This window comes from Brenneria tiliae (assembly GCF_023347575.1).
GTDB lineage: Bacteria > Pseudomonadota > Gammaproteobacteria > Enterobacterales > Enterobacteriaceae > Brenneria > Brenneria corticis.
In genome coordinates this window covers 1-19624 of record NZ_JAKPCB010000087.1, presented here as the reverse complement: position 1 = coordinate 19624, position 19624 = coordinate 1, and the positions used below count along the sequence as shown (strand labels likewise).

The window sequence follows — 19624 nt, the reverse complement described above, 5'->3', positions numbered from 1 at the left end:
TCCCATTTTTGAAAATATTCCCGTCACGTTAGGTGAACGTTTCACATTGCGCCGATATAACATCCCTTCGTTTGCCGGGTGCTACGCCGTAACGCATTTTCATGTAATGAGCGAGATTATGTGGTTCAGACGCGCCGGCGGCACCTTTGTTATCCAGGACAGGGCATACCCGATAAAAAATAATACCCTGGTTTACGTACCCACGCTTTTTATGCATGAAATGATACTGACGTCTTACGCCAAACATTTACGCTACTTATTGCAATATGAGGAAAGCTGGCTGGAAGAAATGCACTTGCCGGTTAAACCGATCCAACGTATCCAGCCGATGGTGATGTATCTGGATGAGAGTGAAGCGGCACGCCTGGAGACGCTCTTCTGCTGGGCGAGCGAACAATCGGTGTCGGCCTCAACCCTACAGTCGAGTTTACTGCACTCCATCGTGATTTTCGTCACCTCAAAATTGACGATGGATGCAACGCCAAACCCGGCGTTATTCTGCCACCCGCCGATAACCAGGCTGATCGGCCTGGTGCAACAGATCGATGAACAAAAAAACTATGCCATCAGCGTCGCTCAGGCCGCTCTCCAGTGCGGCTGGTCCGACTCCTATTTCTCCCGCGCCTTCAAGCAGGCATTCGGGCAAACGTTCAAGGAGTTTATGCTGAAAAGAAAAATCTCCCTCGCCATCGACTTACTTATCAATTCCGATCTCAACGTTTCCGACATCGCCTACCAGGCCAGCTTCACCGACTGCGCTTATTTCTGCGCTCGGTTTAAACATATCGTCGGCATGTCGCCGAAAAAATTCAAAGAGAATATCTATACCCAATAGATTTCAGGATGCAGGCAAACGGCGTTTTGACAGCAAATACTTTACTGCGTCATGTTTAAAATCGTGCGGATATTCCCGGCGCTGGTGGCGATAATATCGATCGCACCGGTGCGCAACGCGCCAAGGATCGCCAACGCTTTGGTATTTTCGGAGGCGATGGCAATCACACAGGGAATTTTGTGCAGTTCCTCAATACTGACGCCAATCACCCGATCGTTCATGACCGTATCGACATGCTGCCCCTGCGCATTAAAGAAATCATACCCGGCGATATCGCCAATAACGCCCTGATTGAGGCTCGCATCGATAATCTCATGCGGGGTAAACCAACCCAGCTTCACCATATAGCTGTTTTCGTTCATATCACCGATCCCCACCAAGGCGACATCCGCTTTGCGCGCGCGATCCAGCGTTTCCTTAATCGTGCCATTCTGCATAAACGCTTCTTTCAGGGCTCGATTTTCAACATAGGCCGGCGCATAGAGGGTTTCACTGCTGCCGCCAAATTTCTTCGCCAGACGCCGACTAATATGGTCGGCGTTGATGGCGTCGCCGGGGCGATGCGTCCCCCCGATACCGCAGATAAAGCGACAGTTACGCTCAACCACATTACTGACGTGATCGGCCACGGCCGCGACATTGCGCCCCTGCCCGACGGCCACCACCATGTCATCTTTCAGGGTCAGCGCCAGATGGTTGGAAACCAGCGCTGCGACCTGACGCCGCTGTTCTTCTTCACCCTGATAATCCAGCGCGATCAACGCGCGTTTTATCGGAAAACGCTCCAGCATTTGCTGTTCAAGGCGGGTACTGAATACCGGATGATAGCGTACGGTAATTTCAACAATCCCCTCCTCCTTTGCCCGTTTGAGCAAACGACCAACCTTGATGCGTGAAATGCCAAACTTCTTCGCGATCTCTTCCTGAGTAATTTCGTCCTGATAATAGGCTACGGCAATTTCAGTCAGAAGTTCATTTTCCTGAGATCCTGGTTGCTTTTCCATCCGGCAAAATTTTCCTTAAACAAGGTTATGCGACCATATACCCAATAGATGTCGAGTGGCGTGAAAGGCGGCAACCGAGGACGGGCCGAGTAAAACAGCCAACGCATCTGCCACGTGAAGGATGATGAGTATAAAGCAGTTTATACAGACGCTGTACCTACAGATGAAAACAGGTCGTGATAAGAGATTGTTACATGATGAAGAACACGGCTCAACCCCGGCACCGTGATATAGCTATAACGTAAATGGCACAAATTATAATGCGACGGAGCCAGACCAACAGGCTGGCTCCGTCGATATTTACCTGCTTCCCTTACTCAGCGAGATATGGCGTCGATTTTCAGCATACGCGCAATCACCAAATCAAGCTCTTTCTCATCGAAGATCTTTTTCCAGTCTGGTTTGATAATGTTCTCTTTACCGTACTCGATGGCGATCATACAGGCATCCGAGAACGGATTGGTACTGCGGAAGGCGACAGCCAGCGCAATCTGGATATGACCATAAAGTATCGCTTTCGCCGCGGCTTCCGGCACGCCAACGGTATTAATGGTTTCATCCAGCGCTTCTTTCATAAAGGTGCCCACCATGCAGGCTACGGTTTCCACCAGCGTGGGCTCCAGATAGGCCAGCTGTTTTACCGTCACCCAGTGCACGTCAATCACCGGGCCGTACATCACTTTAATCACAAGGGCCAGCGTCTCTTTCTGCTCATCGCTGCCCGTTTCATAAGATGCGACGACGTGCTGGGGAGCGGCGACGCCGCCGAAAGCATCAGCGTGCTCTTCCGGCGTGAAACGCTCCAGGAACACCGACGGATGGCAAGGGTGCGCAACGGCATAGTCGATATCATCGCGCCTGGCGATCAGATTGGCATAAGCCGCCGCCGGGTCGAGCGTCAGCAGGATAGCTGAGCTTTTCATCTGCGGTACAACCTGCGCCGATACGACCTTCAGGGCAATATCCGGCACGGCCAGAATGACCACGTCGCTTTCCGGGATGACATGCTCGGCGACGGACAACTCTCTGCCCGCGGCAACAACCTGTTCCTGGGCGCGCGGCGAGTTCTCACAGTAGAAAACCTGATAGTCGCTTTTCTGGAAATTGGCGGAAATGCGCATGCCCATTTTGCCGCCGGCGCCTACTACCGTAATTTTTTTTAATTCAGCAGCCATGATGATTACTCCTCGAATTTGGGTACATAGGATCTTGTTTAAACAGCATGAATTGCCTGTCGTGCAGAAGGCGCAGGTGGGTTTCTGCTATACAGATAACGCAGGCTATGACGCGTCCAGACCTCTTCCAGCCGGCTGGTTTCTTCTGCATTGGACTGCCACGGAAGCCAGTGCTCGACGATCTGGTTGATATTGTTTTCATTCGGACGAACGGCGTGTTGGAGATAGTCGTAATCCAGCAGGCCGTCTCCCAGCAGACAGCCTGAATAAGTAAAACCGACCCACCCTTCCTGACGGGCAAAAGCGAAATCTTTAATATGCAGGTTCACGACGCGACCGGCCGCCATGTCGATCACTTCACGCGGGTATTCCAGCGCGGCAACGCAGTTGCCGGGATCGAGACAAATTCCCAGAGCGGGGCTATCAATGGCATCGACGACGGCGAGCACGTCACGGGTTTTGACCTGTTCGTACGTCTCCAGCCCCAGGCGAACGTTCTGTCTTTCAAACTCGGGCAGCACGCGACGCAGCAATGCCAGCGCCTCTTCCTGCGTAGGCTTGTGCGCGGCGGAATTGAACATAGTACGCACAAAATGCACGTCCAGCGCGCGAGCCATATCGAGATAACGCGACAGGTGTTCCGTCGCCAGCCCGCGCGTCCCCAGTTCAAGCTGAATCCCCAGATCGACCGCTCGCTGGCGCAAATGCTCCAATTCGGATGTCGATAACGTTTCCAGCGCGGCATAATCACAAATCTGAAAAACACCCGCGCCGGCTTCCGCGGTTTGTTCCAGCATGGCTTCCAGTCCCAGCGGCGTCGGCACGCGGGAAGAGGCTCGCCAAAAAAACGCATAGGTGCTTAATCCGATTGCCATTTTTTTTCCTCTGTAGTCCTTGCGCCTACTGATGCAGCGCCAGCGCTTCATCCAAAATCGACCGGAAAGCGGCCGGATCGTGAGCAAAGCGCCCCAAAAACAGACCGTCAACCGGTTCGCCAAGCTGACTCAGCAATCCCGGTCCAGCGCTGCCGCCATAAATCACCCGACCATCGCGCACGTCCGCCTGCTGGTTGAATTTCTGCTTCAGCGCCTGACAAACTTCGCTAATTTCATCAACCGGCGCGGGTTCGATACTGCCGATCGCCCACTGCGGCTCATAGGCCAGGATCAGATCGCCGGTTAGCTGCTGCTTCCGGGCCAGATCCAGCGCGGCGTCCAACTGAGCCTGACAGATTTCGATCGCCTGCCGCGCCGGGCCACGGCTTTCCTCGCCGACGCACAGCACCGGGGTCAGGCCATTACGCCAGGCGGCGGCGGTTTTCAGCGCGATCAGTTCATCCGTTTCGCCAAAGTAGCGACGACGCTCGGCGTGACCGATTTCCACATAGCGACAGCCTATTTCATGCAGCATGGCGCCGCTGACTTCACCGGTAAAGGCGCCGTTATCCGCCCAGTGCAGATCCTGAGCGCCCACGTCGACAGGGCTGTCGGCCAGAATGCGGGTAACCGGCGCCAGCGCAGGAAAGGCGGGTAGAACAAATAGCCTGACCTGCGGCATTGACGCCAGGGGATGCGGTGAAACGATGGCGCCAACCTTCCGGCACCAGTCGAGCGTTTGCTGATAGCCGAAATACATTTTCATGCTGACGCCCAGCGTCAGTTTGCGTCTGCTCATCGCTCACACTCCTGCGTCACCGCCTGAGGTGAGGAAGCTGAAGTTTGCGCGGAATTCAATACCGCCGAGACGGCCTCAACAATCATGGCCAGCGATACCGCACCCGCATCGGGCGTGCCGAGACTTTTTTCCGCCAGCGGACGAGCGCGGCCAATTTTGGGGCGCAGATGCGCGGTTTCTTGCGCCGCCCGCTGCGCGCGAATCACCGCCTGCTGCCAGGCCTGAGGCAACGAGGCGCCTTCATTGACGAGCCGGGTCAGTTCATCGCTAAACGGACTCAGCACATCAACCAGCGTTTTATCGCCCAGTTTCGCCTTGCCAAAATGCATAATGCTCTCTTTGGCCTGGCGGACACCCTCCGCCACGCAGTGGCCATCAGGACGTTTCTCATCCCCCAGCACGATGCCCAGCGCGTTAAGCGCCACGCCCCAAATCGCGCCGGAGGTGCCTCCGGCCCGATCGGCCCAGGCATCCGCCGAACGCTGTAATAACGTGCCGGCCCCCGCCTGCCGCGCCAGCATCTCCGCCGCTTTCTCTGCCGCGGCAATCACGCCGCGCTCCATACCGATGCCGTGATCGCCATCGCCGGCGATGGCGTCAATACGTCCCAGTTCTGCAACGTTTTCCACAATCACCCGTTTTGCCGCATCCAGCGCGGCGGACACACAGCGAGCCGCATCCCTTGAGACGTCCGTCGCCGGCGGGATCGTTTCCGGTTCGGCCGCCAGTTCCCGCTCGGCCAACGGTTCGGCGGCTAACACGCTGCCTTTACGGAACGCCGGCGTATCGGCCGGCGCGCGCCAGAATCGCTCCAGTTCGTCATCCAGCCAGCACAACGTGAGCGACAGGCCCGCCATGTCAAAGCTGGTCACCAGTTCACCGACTTCCGGTTCCACCACCGTTAGCCCCTGTTCAGCCAGCAGTTGCGAAACCCGGCGATAAACCACAAACAGTTCTTCATACTTCACACAGCCCAGGCCATTAAGGATCGCGCTGACCCGCTGCCCGGCAATGTCGCCAATCCCCGCCGGCACTTCCGCCAACAGTGAACTCACCAGCAGTTCCGCCAGTTCATCCGCGCTGGATATCGGTCCTTCCTGAATGCCCGGCTCGCCGTGGATCCCCATACCTAGCGCCATCGTACCGGCAGGAACCTGAAACAGCGGCTGTTCCGCCCCCGGCAGAGTACAACCGGAAAACGCGACGCCTAATGAACACGTGCGCTGATTGGCTCGCGTGGCGACTTCAAGTACCGCGGCCAGATCGTATCCAGCTTCCGCGGCGGCGGCGGCGGTCTTGAAGACCATCAAATCGCCCGCCACGCCGCGTCGCTTTTGCCATTCGTTCAGCGGCGCGCTGGAGATGTCATCGGTCACCGCCAGCAGCTCACAGGGAATACCCTCCGCATTCAGGCGCGCCTTAGCCTGACCAAAATGCAAAACATCTCCCGCGTAGTTGCCGAACGTCAGCAGTACGCCGCCGCCATTGTGCGCGACTCTGGCGACAGAACAGATCTGCTGTGCGGAAGGCGAGGCAAACAAATTGCCCATTGCCGCGCCGTGCGCCAGCCCCTGGCCGACCAGCCCGGCGAAGGCCGGATAATGGCCGGAACCGCCGCCCACCACAATAGCGACCCCGCCTTCACGACTGCGCGTACTTCTCACCACGCCGCCGGGAACCTGACGTACCTTGCCGGCATGCGCGGCGACAAAGCCTTCTACTAATTCCCGGGCAAACGCGGAAGGTTGGTTGAACAAATAAGTCATATCAATGCTCCTGTGTTGCGGGCGCGGCTTTGGATACCCGATCCGAACGGCTGAGCAGGATAATCAACACGGCTGAAAGCAGCATCAGACCACCGACAATTATCATCGGAATAATGTAGGTTCCGGTGAAGTTCCGCACCATGCCTGTTATGTATCCCGCTGAAAAACCGGCGACATTGCCAATGGTATTAATCAATGCGATAGCGGCGGCGGCCGACGCCCCCGTCAGGAACTGGGTCGGTAGCGTCCAGAAGTTGGGCAAGGCGGCAAAAATGGAACAGGCCGTCACCGTAATCACGGCAATCGTCGCCGTGGGCGACTCCATAAATAGCGCCAGAGGTATACTGACCGCACCGGTCAGCGCCGGGATGGCGATGTGCCATGAACGACAACCGCGTCGAGTGGCGTCACGCGACCAGAAATACATGACGATGGCGGCAGGCAGATACGGCACGGCGGTAATCAGCCCTTTTTCCATGACATTAAACGTCGTTCCGAACTGCTGTTGGAAACCGGCGATAATGGTTGGCAGGAAGAACGCCAGCGCATACAGGCCATAAATGAAACCGAAGTAAATCAGACACAGTACCCATACGCGTTTGTTAAACATCACGGTCATGACGCCAGGGTGCTTGCTGTGGTTTTTCGTGGCGTGTTCGCTCTCCAGCTCGCCCACCAGCCAGCGTTTCTCGTCATCATTCAACCATTTTGCTTCTGCCGGGCGATCGGCCAGATAGAACCAGGTAATAATGCCGACGACAATTGCCGGTATTGATACGCCGAGAAACATCACGCGCCAGCCGGAAAGCCCGAATAAGCCATGCTGATCGATAAGCCAGGCGGCCAGCGGCGCGCCCAGTACAACCGTTAGCGGTTGGGCCAGATAAAACAGCGCCAGGATTTTGCTGCGATAACGGGCTGGAACCCACATACTGAGGAACAGAATCGCTCCGGGGAAAAACCCCGCTTCCGCAATCCCCAGTAAAAATCGCAGCGTATAAAGCCCCTCGACGCTGCTTACCCAGGTAAACAGCAGCGAAACAATCCCCCAGGTCACCATGATGCGCGATAACCACTTGCGAGCGCCGAAACGGTGCAGCGCCAGATTGCTGGGCACTTCAAGCAGAATATAACCAATGAAAAAAATGCCGGAAGCCAGTCCGAACTGCGCAACGGTCAGCGCCAGATCGGTATTCATACCATTGGGGCCAGCGAAAGATATCGCTGTGCGATCGAGAAAATTAATAAAGAACATCAACCCGACGAAAGGCACCAGACGCAGGGAAATCTTGCGAATGGCCGATTTTTCTACAGAAGACGGGATTGTAGAAGATTGTTTGGCTGAAGACTGTTCTGCGGTTTCAGTAACAGAGATCTTACTCATACGGACTCCTTACTACCGATAGTCAAACCATTCCGTGACTCCGCCTCTACGCCAGGCTGTTCCTGAGCAACGCCGTAATACTTAATCATTGGGTACCGGGTGTGACCTTCTCTATTTTTTGTCTTTTTTATCTCGTGCATGCAGGTCTGACACATTGTGATCTCCTCAAAAGGCTTAGATCATTAACACATGCAATGAACATATGAACAATAGCTTTGCCGCGATCTTTTGCCTATAGCCAGCGTTTAAAAATTGTGAGCATGATCTAAATATGTATCAAAAAGGTAAAAAACCAGCTAAAACCCGTCAATTGTGACAAAAACCGCCCTTTTAAAGAATGTTCATACTTTTTAATCCATAAAACAAATATTCATCAATTGAACATTTGATCGAGGCGGTATATGTTTATAGCCAATACATTTCAAGAGGTAGGAGGTAGACATGCTCTCGATTGCGATTGGTGCGGACAGCGCCGCGATTGATCTGAAAAATACGATTCTTGATTACTTGCAGCAAAAGGGATTGCGGGTAACCGACTATAGTTACGATCCAACCGGCGATAATCCGATCTATCCGGATATTGCCTACACTCTGGCGCACGCAATTAAAGACGGTAAACACGAGCGAGGGATCCTGCTGTGCGGAACCGGGATCGGCATGAGTATCGTCGCCAATAAAGTGACCGGTATCCGTGCAGCACAGTGCCATGATACCTATTCCGCCCAGCGGGCGAGAAAAAGCAACGATGCGCAGATTATTGCGCTCGGTGCGCGGGTCATCGGTCCTGAACTGGCAAAAGAGATCGTCTCTGTGTGGCTGACATCCGAGTTTGAAGGCGGCGGATCCGCACCTAAAGTCGAGAAAATAAGCTATTACGAAAATCAGGAAAACGATCGGTGAACCTTTTCCACTTATTCAAGGAGCTCAGCCATGAACCAATTAGAAGCCCTTAAACAGTTCACCGTGGTCGTAGCCGACAGCGGTGACATCGACTCTATTCGCCAGTTTGCGCCGCAGGACGCCACCACCAATCCGTCGCTGATCCTGAAAGCCGCCAGCCTGCCTTACTATCAGCCGCTATTCGATGACGCCCTCGCCTACGCCCGCCAGCAGGGCGGCAGCAAGGAAACCCAGCTGATCAATGCCGGCGACAGACTGGCGGTAAATATCGGGGCCGAAGTGCTGAAAAGTATTCCTGGCCGTATTTCTACCGAAGTAGATGCCCGGCTCTCATTCAATCGTGGGATGTGCGTGGCAAAAGCCCGTAAGCTCATCGGGATGTATCAGGAAAAAGAGATTCCACGTTCACGTATTCTGATTAAGCTGGCCGCTACCTGGGAAGGTATTCGTGCTGCGGAAGAACTGGAAAAAGAAGGCATCAACTGTAACCTGACGCTGCTGTTCTCTTTTGCTCAGGCCCGCGCCTGTGCTGAAGCGGGCGTATACTTGATTTCACCGTTTGTCGGCCGAATTTATGACTGGCATCAGGCTAAACAACCGGTCAGTGATTATCAGGTCGAGAACGATCCTGGCGTTGAATCGGTCCGCAACATTTATGATTACTATAAGCGCTACCGCTACTCAACCGTGATTATGGGAGCAAGCTTCCGCAAAGTAGAGCAAGTTCTGGCGCTGGCGGGCTGCGATCGGCTGACCATTTCCCCGCCGCTGCTGGAGCAGTTAAAGAACCGTACCGAACAGGTGGAACGCCGGCTCACTCCACCAACGGAAGCCTTTCACCATCCTATGCCCTTGTCCGAAGCCGAATTCCGCTGGGAGCATAATCAGGATCCGATGGCAGTGGATAAGCAGGCGGAGGGGATTCGTCTGTTCGCCGCCGATCAGCAAAAACTGGAAAACCTGCTGGCGGCCAGACTGTAATTTGTCTCCGTCGGAAGTCTTCGACCTAACAGTCAGACTATCGGGCCGGACGCATTCGGCAGAGCGTTCGGCCTGATTAACGTTGTTGGAATTGAGCGCCCAAATGACCGGACCGGCACATATGAGTCGAGACGGATCACCGGCTTTCTTTCCCGCCGAACCACCCCTGAATATAGGCATGCTGCAACAGCATAATGGTTTTCGCGTCCTTGATACGGCCGTCCTTCACCATGTCCATCGCCTGCGCGAAAAGCAGTTCCAGCACCTCGATATCTTCATCCTCCACGCCGCCTCCGGCGTTTTCCCGCAGGGATTCATCGTACTCGGCGGCAAAGAAGTACACCCGCTCCGTCACGCCGCCGGGCGACATATAGGCGTCAAACAGCTTTTCGACCTTGCCGACCGTATAGCCGGTTTCCTCTACCGCCTCGTTGCGAATGCACTCTTCGGGGGAATGGTCATCCAGCAAACCGGCGCAGGTTTCCAGCAGCATGCCGCTTTCATTGCCATTCAGATAGGTGGGAATACGGAACTGGCGCGTCAGAATGACGGTGCCCTTCTTGCGGTTATACAGCAGGATGGTCGCCCCGTCGCCACGGTCGTACACTTCGCGGATCTGGCGCACCACGCCGCCGTTTTTTCTTTTTAAATCATAAATATACTTATGGAGAATAAACCAGTGGTCGGACAACAGCTTCTTTTCGATAATGGTAATTGGCGACGACATAACTGAACCTTAACAAGGAAGAATCAGTGTCCGATGATAAAACGCTGCGTGGCGGAATGCACGTAGCGTCACAGCCCGAAAGCCGTACTGATGAGCAGATAAGCATTGAGCGCCACGACAACAAAAACAATCGCCTTTCCGCTATTTTGCACCAGGCGGCCGTTTACCATGCTCCCCATTAATTCCCGGTTACCGGTAAACGACAGTAAGGGAACCAGCGCCAGCGCGATACCGAAGCTCAGCACCACCTGGCTCAGAACCAGCACCCGGGTGGGATCCATCCCCGACCAGATAACCAGAAAGGAGGGCAGCATGGTCACGCTACGCCGCACCCACAGCGGAATATGGAAATGAACAAAACCCTGCATCACCACCTGCCCGGCCAGCGTGCCGACCACGGTCGAGGAGAGCCCCGCCGCCACCAGGCTCAGGCCGAAAATGGTCGCCGCCGCCTGGCCCAGTAAGGGTTCCAGCGTCAGATAGGCGCGATCCAGATCGGCGATATCCTGATTGCCGCTAAAATGAAACGCCGCGGCAGCCGTCGCCATCATCGCCAGATTGACGAACCCGGCTATCGTCATGGCTATCGCCACGTCCACTTTGGTTGCCGCATAACGCTGCTCGCGGGTATGTTTACCCTCACGCTGCGTCAGGGAGGAGTGCAGGTAAATAACGTGCGGCATAATGGTGGCGCCCAGCACGCCCGCCGCCAGAAAGACGGCGTCGGAGGTCGGCAGGCTGGGGATCGCCATCCCTTTGGCCAGCGCCGCCATTTCCGGACGCGAAAATACCAGCTCGACGATGTAGGCCGCCGCCACAAACAGCAACAGGCCGCCAATCACCATTTCCAGCGGCTTCTGCCCGCGGCTTTGCAGCATAAGAATCAGAAAGGTGGCGATACCGGTCAGGATGGCGCCCTCAAGCAGAGAGACCCCCAGCAGCAGTTTAAAACCGATGGCCGCCCCGATAAATTCAGCCAGATCGGTGGCCATGGCGATAATCTCCGCCTGCACCCAGTAGGCCCAGACCACGGGACGCGGAAAGCGATCGCGGATCAGCTCCGCCAGGTTTTTACCGGTGGCGATCCCCAGCTTGGCCGACAGCAATTGGATCAACATCGCCATGATATTGGCCCAGACCACCACCCACAGCAGGGTATAGCCGTAGGCGGCGCCGGACTGGATATTGGTCGCGAAGTTACCCGGATCGATATAACCAATCGCCGCGATAAAGGCCGGTCCCATCAACGAAAGCTTTATCTTTCTTGATCTACGGCTTGCTGACTCGACGACGCGGCTACCCGGCATACTATGCCCCTTCTAATGCTGATGTTTTACTACCTTCACATAAATGATAATGATTATCAAGCGCATTTGGAATGGCGATGCCGATTCTTCCGATAGCCTAAGATGATGATTGATACAGAAAATAAAAACACTTTTTTACATCAACCAACATTTACAAAGTATAAACAAAAAACCCCACGCCGGAGCGTAGGGTTTGTATGAAGTAATACTTGGGTAAAACCAACTCACTCTTTCGCTTTAGATACCGCCACCATCGCCGGGCGCAGCAAACGTCCGTTCAGCGTGTAGCCTTTTTGCATCACCAGCATTACGTGATTAGGCTTATGATCGGCTGATTCCAGCATCGTCATCGCCTGGTGGACTTCCGGGTTAAAGGGAACGTTAACCTCTTCAATCACCTCGATGCCAAACTTGCGCACCGCATCCAGCAGCGATTTGAGCGTCAGTTCGACGCCTTCAATCACCGGCGCCAGCGCCTCGTTGGATTTATCGGCCGTATCCAGCGCACGTTCAAGGTTGTCAATCACCGGCAACATTTCGCTGGCGAACTTCTCGACGGCGAACTTATGCGCCTTTTCGACGTCAATTTCCGCCCGGCGACGGATATTGTCGGCTTCGGCGCGGGCGCGCAGTACATTATCGCGCTCACGCTGCTGCAACTCGTTCAACTGCGCCGTCAACTCGGCGATACGCTCATCACGCGGGTCGGCCGAGCCCGACTCGGCTTCCGCTTGTTGCCCTTTTGCCGTCTCCGTTTGATCCAAGACTTGCTCGTCGGGCGTATTCTGTTCTTTACTACTCATGAAATTCTCCGCGTTTTAGCATTAATCCCGCTAGTTGCTTATTATGGGGATCAAAACCGGGGATTCAAGGGAATCAGTCGCATATTGGCTGCAACCCGCTCCGGGCACATCACGCTGAGGACAACGACAGCAATGAATAAACCGTTTAATTGCATTGGCATAGTCGGCCACCCGCGCCATCCCACCGCGCTGGCAACCCACGAAATGCTCTATCATTGGCTGACCGGCAAAGGTTATTCGGTATTGATTGAACAGCAGATCGCCCGCGATCTGAACCTGAAGGATGCCCGTACCGCCAGCCTGGCCGATATCGGGCAACAGGCCGATCTGGCGGTAGTGGTCGGCGGCGACGGCAATATGCTGGGGGCGGCGCGGGTATTATCGCGCTATGACATTCAGGTTATCGGCGTTAACCGCGGCAATCTCGGATTCCTGACCGATCTGGATCCCGACCACGCGCAGCAGCAGTTGTCCGAAGTATTGAACGGCCATTATCTGAGCGAACGCCGCTTTATGCTGGAAGCGCATATCTGCCGTACCGATCAGCCCAGCAGCATCAGCACCGCCATTAATGAAGTGGTGCTGCATCCCGGCAAAGTAGCGCATATGATCGAATTTGAAGTCTATATCGATAACAACTTCGCTTTCTCGCAGCGTTCGGACGGACTGATTATCTCCACGCCGACCGGCTCTACCGCCTATTCGCTATCCGGCGGCGGCCCGATCCTCACGCCCTCGCTGGACGCCATCGCCATCGTGCCGATGTTTCCCCATACGCTCTCGGCCCGGCCGCTGGTCATCAACAGCAGCAGCACCATCCGGTTAAAATTTTCCCATATCACCAGCGACCTGGAGATCAGCTGCGACAGCCAGATTTCACTGCCGATACAGAAAAAGGAAGAGGTGCTGATTCGCCGCAGCGAGTACTGCCTTAACCTGATACACCCTGAAAATTACAGCTATTTCAATACATTAAGCACAAAACTCGGCTGGTCTAAAAAATTATTCTAAAATTTTCACTCACTGCTTTACTGTATATAAAACCAGTTTATACTGTATGTAATTACACCTTGTTATTACATACAGGAAACCATCATGCTGGCGCAACTCACTATCAGTAACTTCGCCATCGTGCGCGAATTGGAAATCGACTTTCAGTCAGGAATGAGCGTCATCACCGGGGAAACCGGCGCCGGTAAATCCATTGCGATTGATGCTCTCGGCCTGTGTCTGGGAAACCGTTCCGACGCCAGCATGGTAAGGCCGGAAGCCGCCCGCGCGGATATCTGCGCCCGCTTCTCGCTGGCCGATACGCCCGCCGCCCGCCGGTGGCTGGAACAAAACCAGCTGGATGACGGCAACGAGTGTCTGTTACGCCGGGTGATTGGCGCCGACGGCCGCTCCCGCGGTTTTATCAACGGCACCGCGGTGCCGCTCTCGCAGCTGCGCGAACTCGGCCAGCATCTGATTCAACTGCACGGCCAGCACGCCCATCAATTACTGCTCAAACCCGACCACCAGAAGCATCTGCTGGATGCCTACGCGGATGAACCCCTGTTGCTTGGCGCCATGCGGCAAATCTGGCAGCAGTGGCACCAGAGCTGCCGTGAGCTGGCGCAGTTGCAGCAGGCCGCCATCGAGCGGGAGGCGCGGCGCGAGCTGCTGCAATACCAGTTGAAAGAGCTGAACGAGTTCGCCCCCCAGCCCGGCGAATACGAACAGATTGACGCCGAATACAAGCGTCTGGCGAACAGCGGACAGCTGCTGGCGCTGAGCCAGCAGACGTTACAGTTGCTGAGCGACGACGAAGAGCAAAACATGCTCGGCATGCTGCACAGCGTCAGACAGCGGCTCGGCGAGCTGGTCGCCATGGACGAGAAGCTGTCCGGCGTACTTTCCATGCTGGAGGACGCGGGGATTCAAATCAGCGAAGCCAGCGATGAGCTGCGCCACTACAGCGAACAAATGGATCTCGATCCGATCCGGCTATACGAACTTGAGCAACGGCTATCCCGCCAGTTATCGCTGGCGCGTAAACATCATGTGCCGCCGGAAGGGTTGCCGACACTCCATCAACAGCTGTTGGAAGAGCAGCAGCTACTGGATCAGCAGGAAAGCGATCACCACGCCCTGAGCCGCGCCGTAAGCGAATATCATCAACAGGCGCTGCATATCGCCGAGCAATTACACGTTCGCCGGCAGCATCACGCCGGTGAACTGGCTCAGCTCATCACCGCCAATATGCACGATCTGGCGATGCCGCACGGGCGCTTCACCATTGAGGTGAAATTTACCCCCGAGCATTTAACGGCCAGCGGCGCGGACAGCATTGAGTTTTGCGTCACCACCAACCCCGGCCAACCGCATCAACCGTTGTCCAAGGTGGCGTCAGGCGGGGAACTTTCCCGTATCGCGCTGATCATTCAAGTTATTACCGCGAGAAAAATGGATACGCCGGCGCTGATCTTTGATGAGGTCGATGTGGGGATCAGCGGCCCGACCGCGGCGATTGTCGGCAAAATGCTGCGCCAGCTTGGCGAATCGACACAGGTGATGTGCGTCACCCATCTGCCTCAGGTCGCCGGCTGCGGTCATCAGCACTTCTTCGTCAGCAAACAGACCGACGGCGCGGAAACGGAAACGCTGATGCAACCGCTGGACAAACGCGCCCGGTTACAGGAACTGGCGCGCCTGCTAGGCGGTAGCGCCGTGACCAAAAATACCCTGGCGAACGCCAAAGAACTGTTGGCCGCGTAGGCCATAAAACACCACACCGCGGCGGGCAGGGAAATCCGCCATAAAAAAACGCCAGGAGCGTTTTTCAACGTCACGTAGTGACGGCTCGAAGAGTAGCGGGCAGGGATAGCCCGCCATAACAAAAAATCCCAACTTTTTTGCCTTCCCGAGGTCATACTGGGGTCTTGCAGGTTTTCAATTCAGGCAAGGTCTATTATCATCGTCAACCTATGCCCTTAAGGAATGTAATCACTATGCGCTGTAAAACGCTGACCGTCATCGCTGCGGTAGTTGTTATGCTGACTGCCGGCTGTTCCACATTAGAAAAAGTGGTTTATCGGCCAGACATCAATCAGGGAAACTATCTGGCGCCGGGCGATGTCGCCAAAATTCATACCGGAATGACCAAACAGCAGGTCGCTTACACTCTGGGAACACCGATGATGCAGGATCCGTTCGGCAGCGATACCTGGTTTTACGTATTCCGCCAACAGCCTGGTCATGAGTCCGTAAAACAACAGACCCTGACGCTGACGTTTAATAGCGGCGGCGTATTAACCAATATCGATAACAAAGCCGCGCTGAATTAATCTGGCACCGGCTGGTTGCATGTGAAGTTCATCCGACACGGCTAAAACCCGCGGATTTATCAGGAAGAGTGTTGCCAGCTTGTCGATGGCCGGCAGAAATAAGGCGCCGACGCCTTATTTTTTTGCGCGCTCGGCGCGCTGTCGGCGCAGCTCTTTCGGGTCGGCAATCAGCGGGCGGTAGATCTCGACGCGATCGCCATCGTTGAGAATATCGCTCAGCTTTACCGTTCTGCTGTAGATACCGACCTTGTTGGTCTGCAGATCGATGTCCGCCCGTAGCTCCAGCAGGCCGGATGCCGCAATCGCCTGCTCGACCGAGCTGCCTTCCGCTAAGGTTACCGTGCGCAGATATTGCCGTTCCGGTAACGCATAAACCACCTCCACGCGGATATCAGGCACTGTAAACCTCTTTGGCGCGCTGCGTGAACGCTTGCACCATATTTCCCGCCAGCTCCTTGAAAACTTTACCGAAAGCGAGTTCAATCAGCGCATTGGTGAATTCAAAATCAAGGTGCAGTTCCACCTTGCAGGCATCATTGCTCAGCGGCGTGAAATGCCAGTCGCCGCTTAGTTGACGAAAAGGCCCATCGACCAGCTGCATATTAATATTCTGGTTATTGGTCAGGGTATTGCGCGTGGTAAATGTCTTGCTGATCCCCGCCTTGGAAACATCAACGGCGGCGGTCATTTCGTCCGGCGTAGCGGACAGCACCCGGCTACCGGTACAACCCGGTAAAAAAGCAGGATACGAAGAGACATCATTAACCAACCGGTACATCTGCTCCGCGCTGAACGGCACCAGAGCAGAACGACTTATTTTGGGCATACAATTTTCCGTGATTCATAAAACGCGCAAAATAATAGCACTGATAAGCCTACAGATAAAAATTCTGCGCGCACTATCGCACAATATCATTAACAATGGCGCAGACGCATGGCGGGGATTTCATTCCCTTTTACATCCAGTATAATGACGGCACTATGACAAAGAAAAAAGCGTACAAACCCGGCTCCGCCACCATTGCGCAAAACAAACGCGCCCGCCACGAGTACTTCATTGAAGAAGAATTTGAGGCCGGTCTTTCGTTGCAAGGTTGGGAAGTAAAATCACTGCGTGCGGGCAAGGCCAATATCAGCGACAGCTATGTAACATTTATAAGCGGCGAAGCGTATCTGTTTGGCGCCACCATCACGCCGCTTAACGTTGCCTCTTCACATGTTGTCTGTGACCCGACGCGTACACGTAAACTGTTACTCAACAAACGGGAACTCGATTCTCTGATAGGGCGCGTCAGCCGTGAAGGCTACACCGTGGTGGCCTTATCGATGTACTGGAAAAACGCCTGGAGCAAAGTCAAAATCGGCGTAGCGAAAGGCAAGAGAGATCACGACAAGCGTGATGACATCAAAGAACGTGAATGGAAATTAGACAAAGCCCGTATCATGAAGAACGCAAACCGCTAAGCCGGTGGCTTAAGTGATATAAGTTCTGGTATACTGGCGACAGTTTCTTGGGGGCTGATTCTGGATTCGACGGGATTTGCAAAGCCCAAGGTGCATGCCGAGGGGCGGTTGGCCTCGTAAAAAGCCGCAAAAAAATAGTCGCAAACGACGAAAACTACGCCCTAGCAGCTTAATAACCTGCTAAGAGCCCTCTCTCCCTAGCCTCCGCTCTTAGGACGGGGATCAAGAGAGGTCAAACCCAAAAGAGATCGCGTGGATGTCCTGCCTGGGGCTGAAGCGTTAAAACCAATCAGGCTAGTTTGTCAGTGGCGTGTCTGTCCGCAGCTGGCCGGCGAATGTAAAGACTAGACTAAGCATGTAGTGCCGACGGTAGAGTAATTCCGGACGGGGGTTCAAATCCCCCCAGCTCCACCAATTTAGACACCGGTTATTACCAGATAAGGCCGGTGAAGTACGAAAAGCCCGCATGGCGCAAGCCCTGCGGGCTTTTTTGCGTCTGCTGGATGCTGTGAATAGCCAGACAGCCAACGCCGCGCTAAAACGCGCCGGATTAGGCGACATTCTGGTATCACACGGCATGCGTTCAACCGCCAGCACCGCGCTCAATGAGCAAGATTTTCCGCCTGATGTCATCAAAGCCGCCCTCGCCCATGTGAATAAGAATGAAGTACGGCGAACCTATAACCGCAGCGACTATCTGTAACAACACCGCCCTATGATGCAATGGCGGACTGACTTTGTGAAAGCGGCGGACAACGGCAGCGTGCTGGAAGGCGGGATCCGGGGACTTAAGGCGATTGGGTGATTGGGTGATTGGGTGATTGTATGAAGCCATGTTTTCTCTCCCGCGTCTTTAGTAACTCTTAAGATAAAGTCACTTAGCGGATGCTAAAAAGGAAGAAATTAAAATATGCCTTAGTCAGAACAAACGATTTCATCGCCTCTGACGGACATCAACCTGGGTGACTTCGTATGATTGAACAAGACTGGCATCCGGCAGATATCATTGCTGGTTTAAGAAAGAAAGGCACAACGTTGGCTGCGGTTTCCAGAGAAGCGGGACTCGCCTCTTCCACTTTGGCAAATACACTGACACGACATTGGCCTAAAGGAGAACGCTTAATCGCCGAAGCCTTGCATAAACGCCCCGAAGAGATCTGGCCTTCGCGTTATAACAGCGGACAGCATCAACAATACCGAGATGGAACTTCGGATTAGTCACTAAAAATTTACAAAAATTTTTTCATCCTGTTAGTGGATTTAGACGCTCCTTACTGGATTTCTATGGAATAGAGATCCAGTAAGGAGCCAACAAGCGCAGCGCGTTAGCCGCTTGATATACGGATTTTGGCGCAGTAAATTGTCAGTGCTACACCGCTGCTGCACACAGCACTCCCATGTTGCCACGACCTTCAAGGCAATGCGCAGGACCAACCTGTGTGGTCGACGCCCAACCCGCTCCGCTACCAGTTTGCGGGAGATCGCTGCGGCGATGGTAGCTACCTTATTTCAGCGCCTTAGTGCCATATCCTGCTTGTTCTTCGTGAAGCAACTGCTTTTTGCATACGCATTGATGCGTACAACACCCTTTATAGCTGGCGCAACCGTCTGTGGCCTTTTGCTGCCTCAGCGAATGCATCCATGAGGCAGCGGCGTCACTTCATACGGCGCAAAGCCGTTGCAAGTGACGCCGCGAACGATCTCTGCGCCAGCCCTTACGCCACAACGCTTTCCGGCGTGCCCTGTCATCTGACGCACATTTTCTGCGTCAATTCTCATCAACCCACTTATCAGAGGAGGACTGAACCGATACCTGAGGCAGGCTTTCAGCCTGAGGGGATTACCCTGCTGATGCAGGCGGCTGCACCGAGTGCATAACCGATATCTCCGTCATACCTCAACCGCTGCCGCTCCGGCGCGCAGGTATTGCTCAGTGCGGCACGGTAAATCCGTGTCGTAAATCGCCGTGCGCCGGAGAACAGAGGTTATTGAGGATGGGGGGATAACATATGTCACGATTAAGCCGGGAGATGCAGACGCTGGCCCGACAGGCCGGCGGCAGCCATAAGACGGTGCATGACCGACTAAAAATTGCAGAGCGGCTTGCCAGTCATCTGCTATCTTTGAATATTCAGATCCGCACGGTGCAGCATCCCCCTCTGGCAGGATAGTTGACACCCCATACTGAAAATCTCAATGGGGGCAACGGAGCCTGATATGAAACGTTATTCACCGGAACGTAAAGCCGCTGTGTTGGCCAAATTACTTCCGCCTTACA

General features: G+C 54.6%; 19 protein-coding genes, 1 other RNA gene and 2 pseudogenes. 11 read left to right on the top strand and 11 right to left on the bottom strand.

What is annotated here, in order from left to right; translation table 11 throughout:
• Positions 1–118: 118 nt before the first annotated feature.
• Positions 119–835 (top strand): helix-turn-helix transcriptional regulator, encoded by a 717-nt coding sequence (locus tag MFP24_RS02850; RefSeq protein ID WP_249229129.1) that lies wholly within the window; start codon positions 119–121, stop codon positions 833–835.
• 41 nt (positions 836–876) lie between these two features.
• Here MFP24_RS02850 and MFP24_RS02845 read toward each other — a convergent pair whose 3' ends face one another.
• The 6 genes from MFP24_RS02845 to MFP24_RS02820 form a co-directional block, all read right to left on the bottom strand.
• Entirely contained in the window at positions 877–1839 is a 963-nt protein-coding gene (locus MFP24_RS02845; protein ID WP_249229130.1) for a sugar-binding transcriptional regulator, read from the bottom strand.
• A gap of 317 nt (positions 1840–2156) precedes the next feature.
• Positions 2157–3014 (bottom strand): phosphogluconate dehydrogenase C-terminal domain-containing protein, encoded by an 858-nt coding sequence (locus MFP24_RS02840; protein ID WP_249229131.1) that lies wholly within the window; start codon positions 3012–3014, stop codon positions 2157–2159.
• Between the two features lie 38 nt (positions 3015–3052).
• Positions 3053–3889, bottom strand: a complete 837-nt coding sequence (locus tag MFP24_RS02835; RefSeq protein WP_249229132.1) for a sugar phosphate isomerase/epimerase family protein — start codon at positions 3887–3889, stop codon at positions 3053–3055.
• A gap of 25 nt (positions 3890–3914) precedes the next feature.
• On the bottom strand, positions 3915–4688 hold the full coding sequence (gene lerI / locus MFP24_RS02830; RefSeq protein ID WP_249229133.1) for an L-erythrulose-1-phosphate isomerase: 774 nt from the start codon (positions 4686–4688) through the stop codon (positions 3915–3917).
• Complete coding sequence (lerK, locus tag MFP24_RS02825; protein ID WP_249229134.1) at positions 4685–6454, bottom strand: L-erythrulose kinase; 1770 nt, start codon at positions 6452–6454, stop codon at positions 4685–4687. The genes lerI and lerK overlap by 4 nt, the downstream gene beginning before the upstream one ends.
• Position 6455: 1 nt before the next feature.
• The gene (locus MFP24_RS02820) at positions 6456–7838 is read right to left on the bottom strand and encodes an MFS transporter (RefSeq protein ID WP_249229135.1); all 1383 of its coding nucleotides are present in this window, start codon (positions 7836–7838) and stop codon (positions 6456–6458) included.
• Between the two features lie 441 nt (positions 7839–8279).
• Here MFP24_RS02820 and rpiB point away from each other — a divergent pair, with 441 nt between their 5' ends.
• Both rpiB and tal read left to right on the top strand, forming a co-directional pair.
• Entirely contained in the window at positions 8280–8738 is a 459-nt protein-coding gene (gene rpiB / locus MFP24_RS02815; protein WP_249229136.1) for a ribose 5-phosphate isomerase B, read from the top strand.
• A gap of 30 nt (positions 8739–8768) precedes the next feature.
• Positions 8769–9719, top strand: a complete 951-nt coding sequence (gene tal, locus MFP24_RS02810) for a transaldolase (protein WP_249229137.1) — start codon at positions 8769–8771, stop codon at positions 9717–9719.
• Positions 9720–9855: 136 nt separating this feature from the next.
• Here the strand turns inward: tal and nudK are convergent, their stop codons facing one another.
• The 3 genes from nudK to grpE all read right to left on the bottom strand — a co-directional run bounded on the left by nudK (position 9856) and on the right by grpE (position 12556).
• Positions 9856–10446, bottom strand: coding sequence for a GDP-mannose pyrophosphatase NudK (gene nudK, locus MFP24_RS02805; RefSeq protein ID WP_249229138.1), 591 nt, complete (start codon positions 10444–10446; stop codon positions 9856–9858).
• Positions 10447–10514: 68 nt separating this feature from the next.
• Entirely contained in the window at positions 10515–11753 is a 1239-nt protein-coding gene (locus tag MFP24_RS02800; RefSeq protein ID WP_249229139.1) for an Nramp family divalent metal transporter, read from the bottom strand.
• 224 nt (positions 11754–11977) lie between these two features.
• Positions 11978–12556, bottom strand: a complete 579-nt coding sequence (grpE, locus tag MFP24_RS02795; RefSeq protein ID WP_249229140.1) for a nucleotide exchange factor GrpE — start codon at positions 12554–12556, stop codon at positions 11978–11980.
• Between the two features lie 132 nt (positions 12557–12688).
• Between grpE and nadK the strand changes: the two genes are divergently transcribed.
• From nadK to bamE, 3 genes are all read left to right on the top strand, one after another.
• Complete coding sequence (gene nadK, locus MFP24_RS02790) at positions 12689–13567, top strand: NAD(+) kinase (protein WP_249229141.1); 879 nt, start codon at positions 12689–12691, stop codon at positions 13565–13567.
• Between the two features lie 84 nt (positions 13568–13651).
• The gene (gene recN / locus MFP24_RS02785; protein ID WP_249229142.1) at positions 13652–15313 is read left to right on the top strand and encodes a DNA repair protein RecN; all 1662 of its coding nucleotides are present in this window, start codon (positions 13652–13654) and stop codon (positions 15311–15313) included.
• 233 nt (positions 15314–15546) lie between these two features.
• A complete protein-coding gene (gene bamE / locus MFP24_RS02780; protein WP_136165440.1) occupies positions 15547–15882 on the top strand; it encodes an outer membrane protein assembly factor BamE in 336 nt (111 codons plus the stop codon).
• 114 nt (positions 15883–15996) lie between these two features.
• On the opposite strand, the gene MFP24_RS02775 is transcribed toward bamE, so the two are convergent.
• Positions 15997–16281: an RnfH family protein gene (locus MFP24_RS02775; protein ID WP_249229143.1), complete on the bottom strand. Its 285-nt coding sequence runs from the start codon at positions 16279–16281 to the stop codon at positions 15997–15999.
• On the bottom strand, positions 16274–16708 hold the full coding sequence (locus tag MFP24_RS02770; RefSeq protein WP_249229144.1) for a type II toxin-antitoxin system RatA family toxin: 435 nt from the start codon (positions 16706–16708) through the stop codon (positions 16274–16276). Before MFP24_RS02770 ends, MFP24_RS02775 begins: the two co-directional genes overlap by 8 nt.
• A 155-nt stretch (positions 16709–16863) precedes the next feature.
• On the opposite strand from MFP24_RS02770, the gene smpB reads away from it, so the two are divergent.
• From smpB to MFP24_RS02745, 5 genes and pseudogenes are all read left to right on the top strand, one after another.
• Positions 16864–17346 (top strand): SsrA-binding protein SmpB, encoded by a 483-nt coding sequence (smpB, locus tag MFP24_RS02765; RefSeq protein WP_136165443.1) that lies wholly within the window; start codon positions 16864–16866, stop codon positions 17344–17346.
• Between the two features lie 50 nt (positions 17347–17396).
• Positions 17397–17760, top strand: a transfer-messenger RNA (tmRNA) gene (ssrA, locus tag MFP24_RS02760).
• 94 nt (positions 17761–17854) lie between these two features.
• A pseudogene (locus MFP24_RS02755) lies at positions 17855–18151 on the top strand (tyrosine-type recombinase/integrase); the annotation flags it as partial.
• Positions 18152–18318: 167 nt separating this feature from the next.
• Positions 18319–18564, top strand: coding sequence for a helix-turn-helix domain-containing protein (locus MFP24_RS02750; RefSeq protein ID WP_137712680.1), 246 nt, complete (start codon positions 18319–18321; stop codon positions 18562–18564).
• A gap of 791 nt (positions 18565–19355) precedes the next feature.
• Positions 19356–19499, top strand: a pseudogene (locus MFP24_RS02745) (phage integrase N-terminal domain-containing protein); the annotation flags it as partial.
• Positions 19500–19624: the final 125 nt, after the last annotated feature.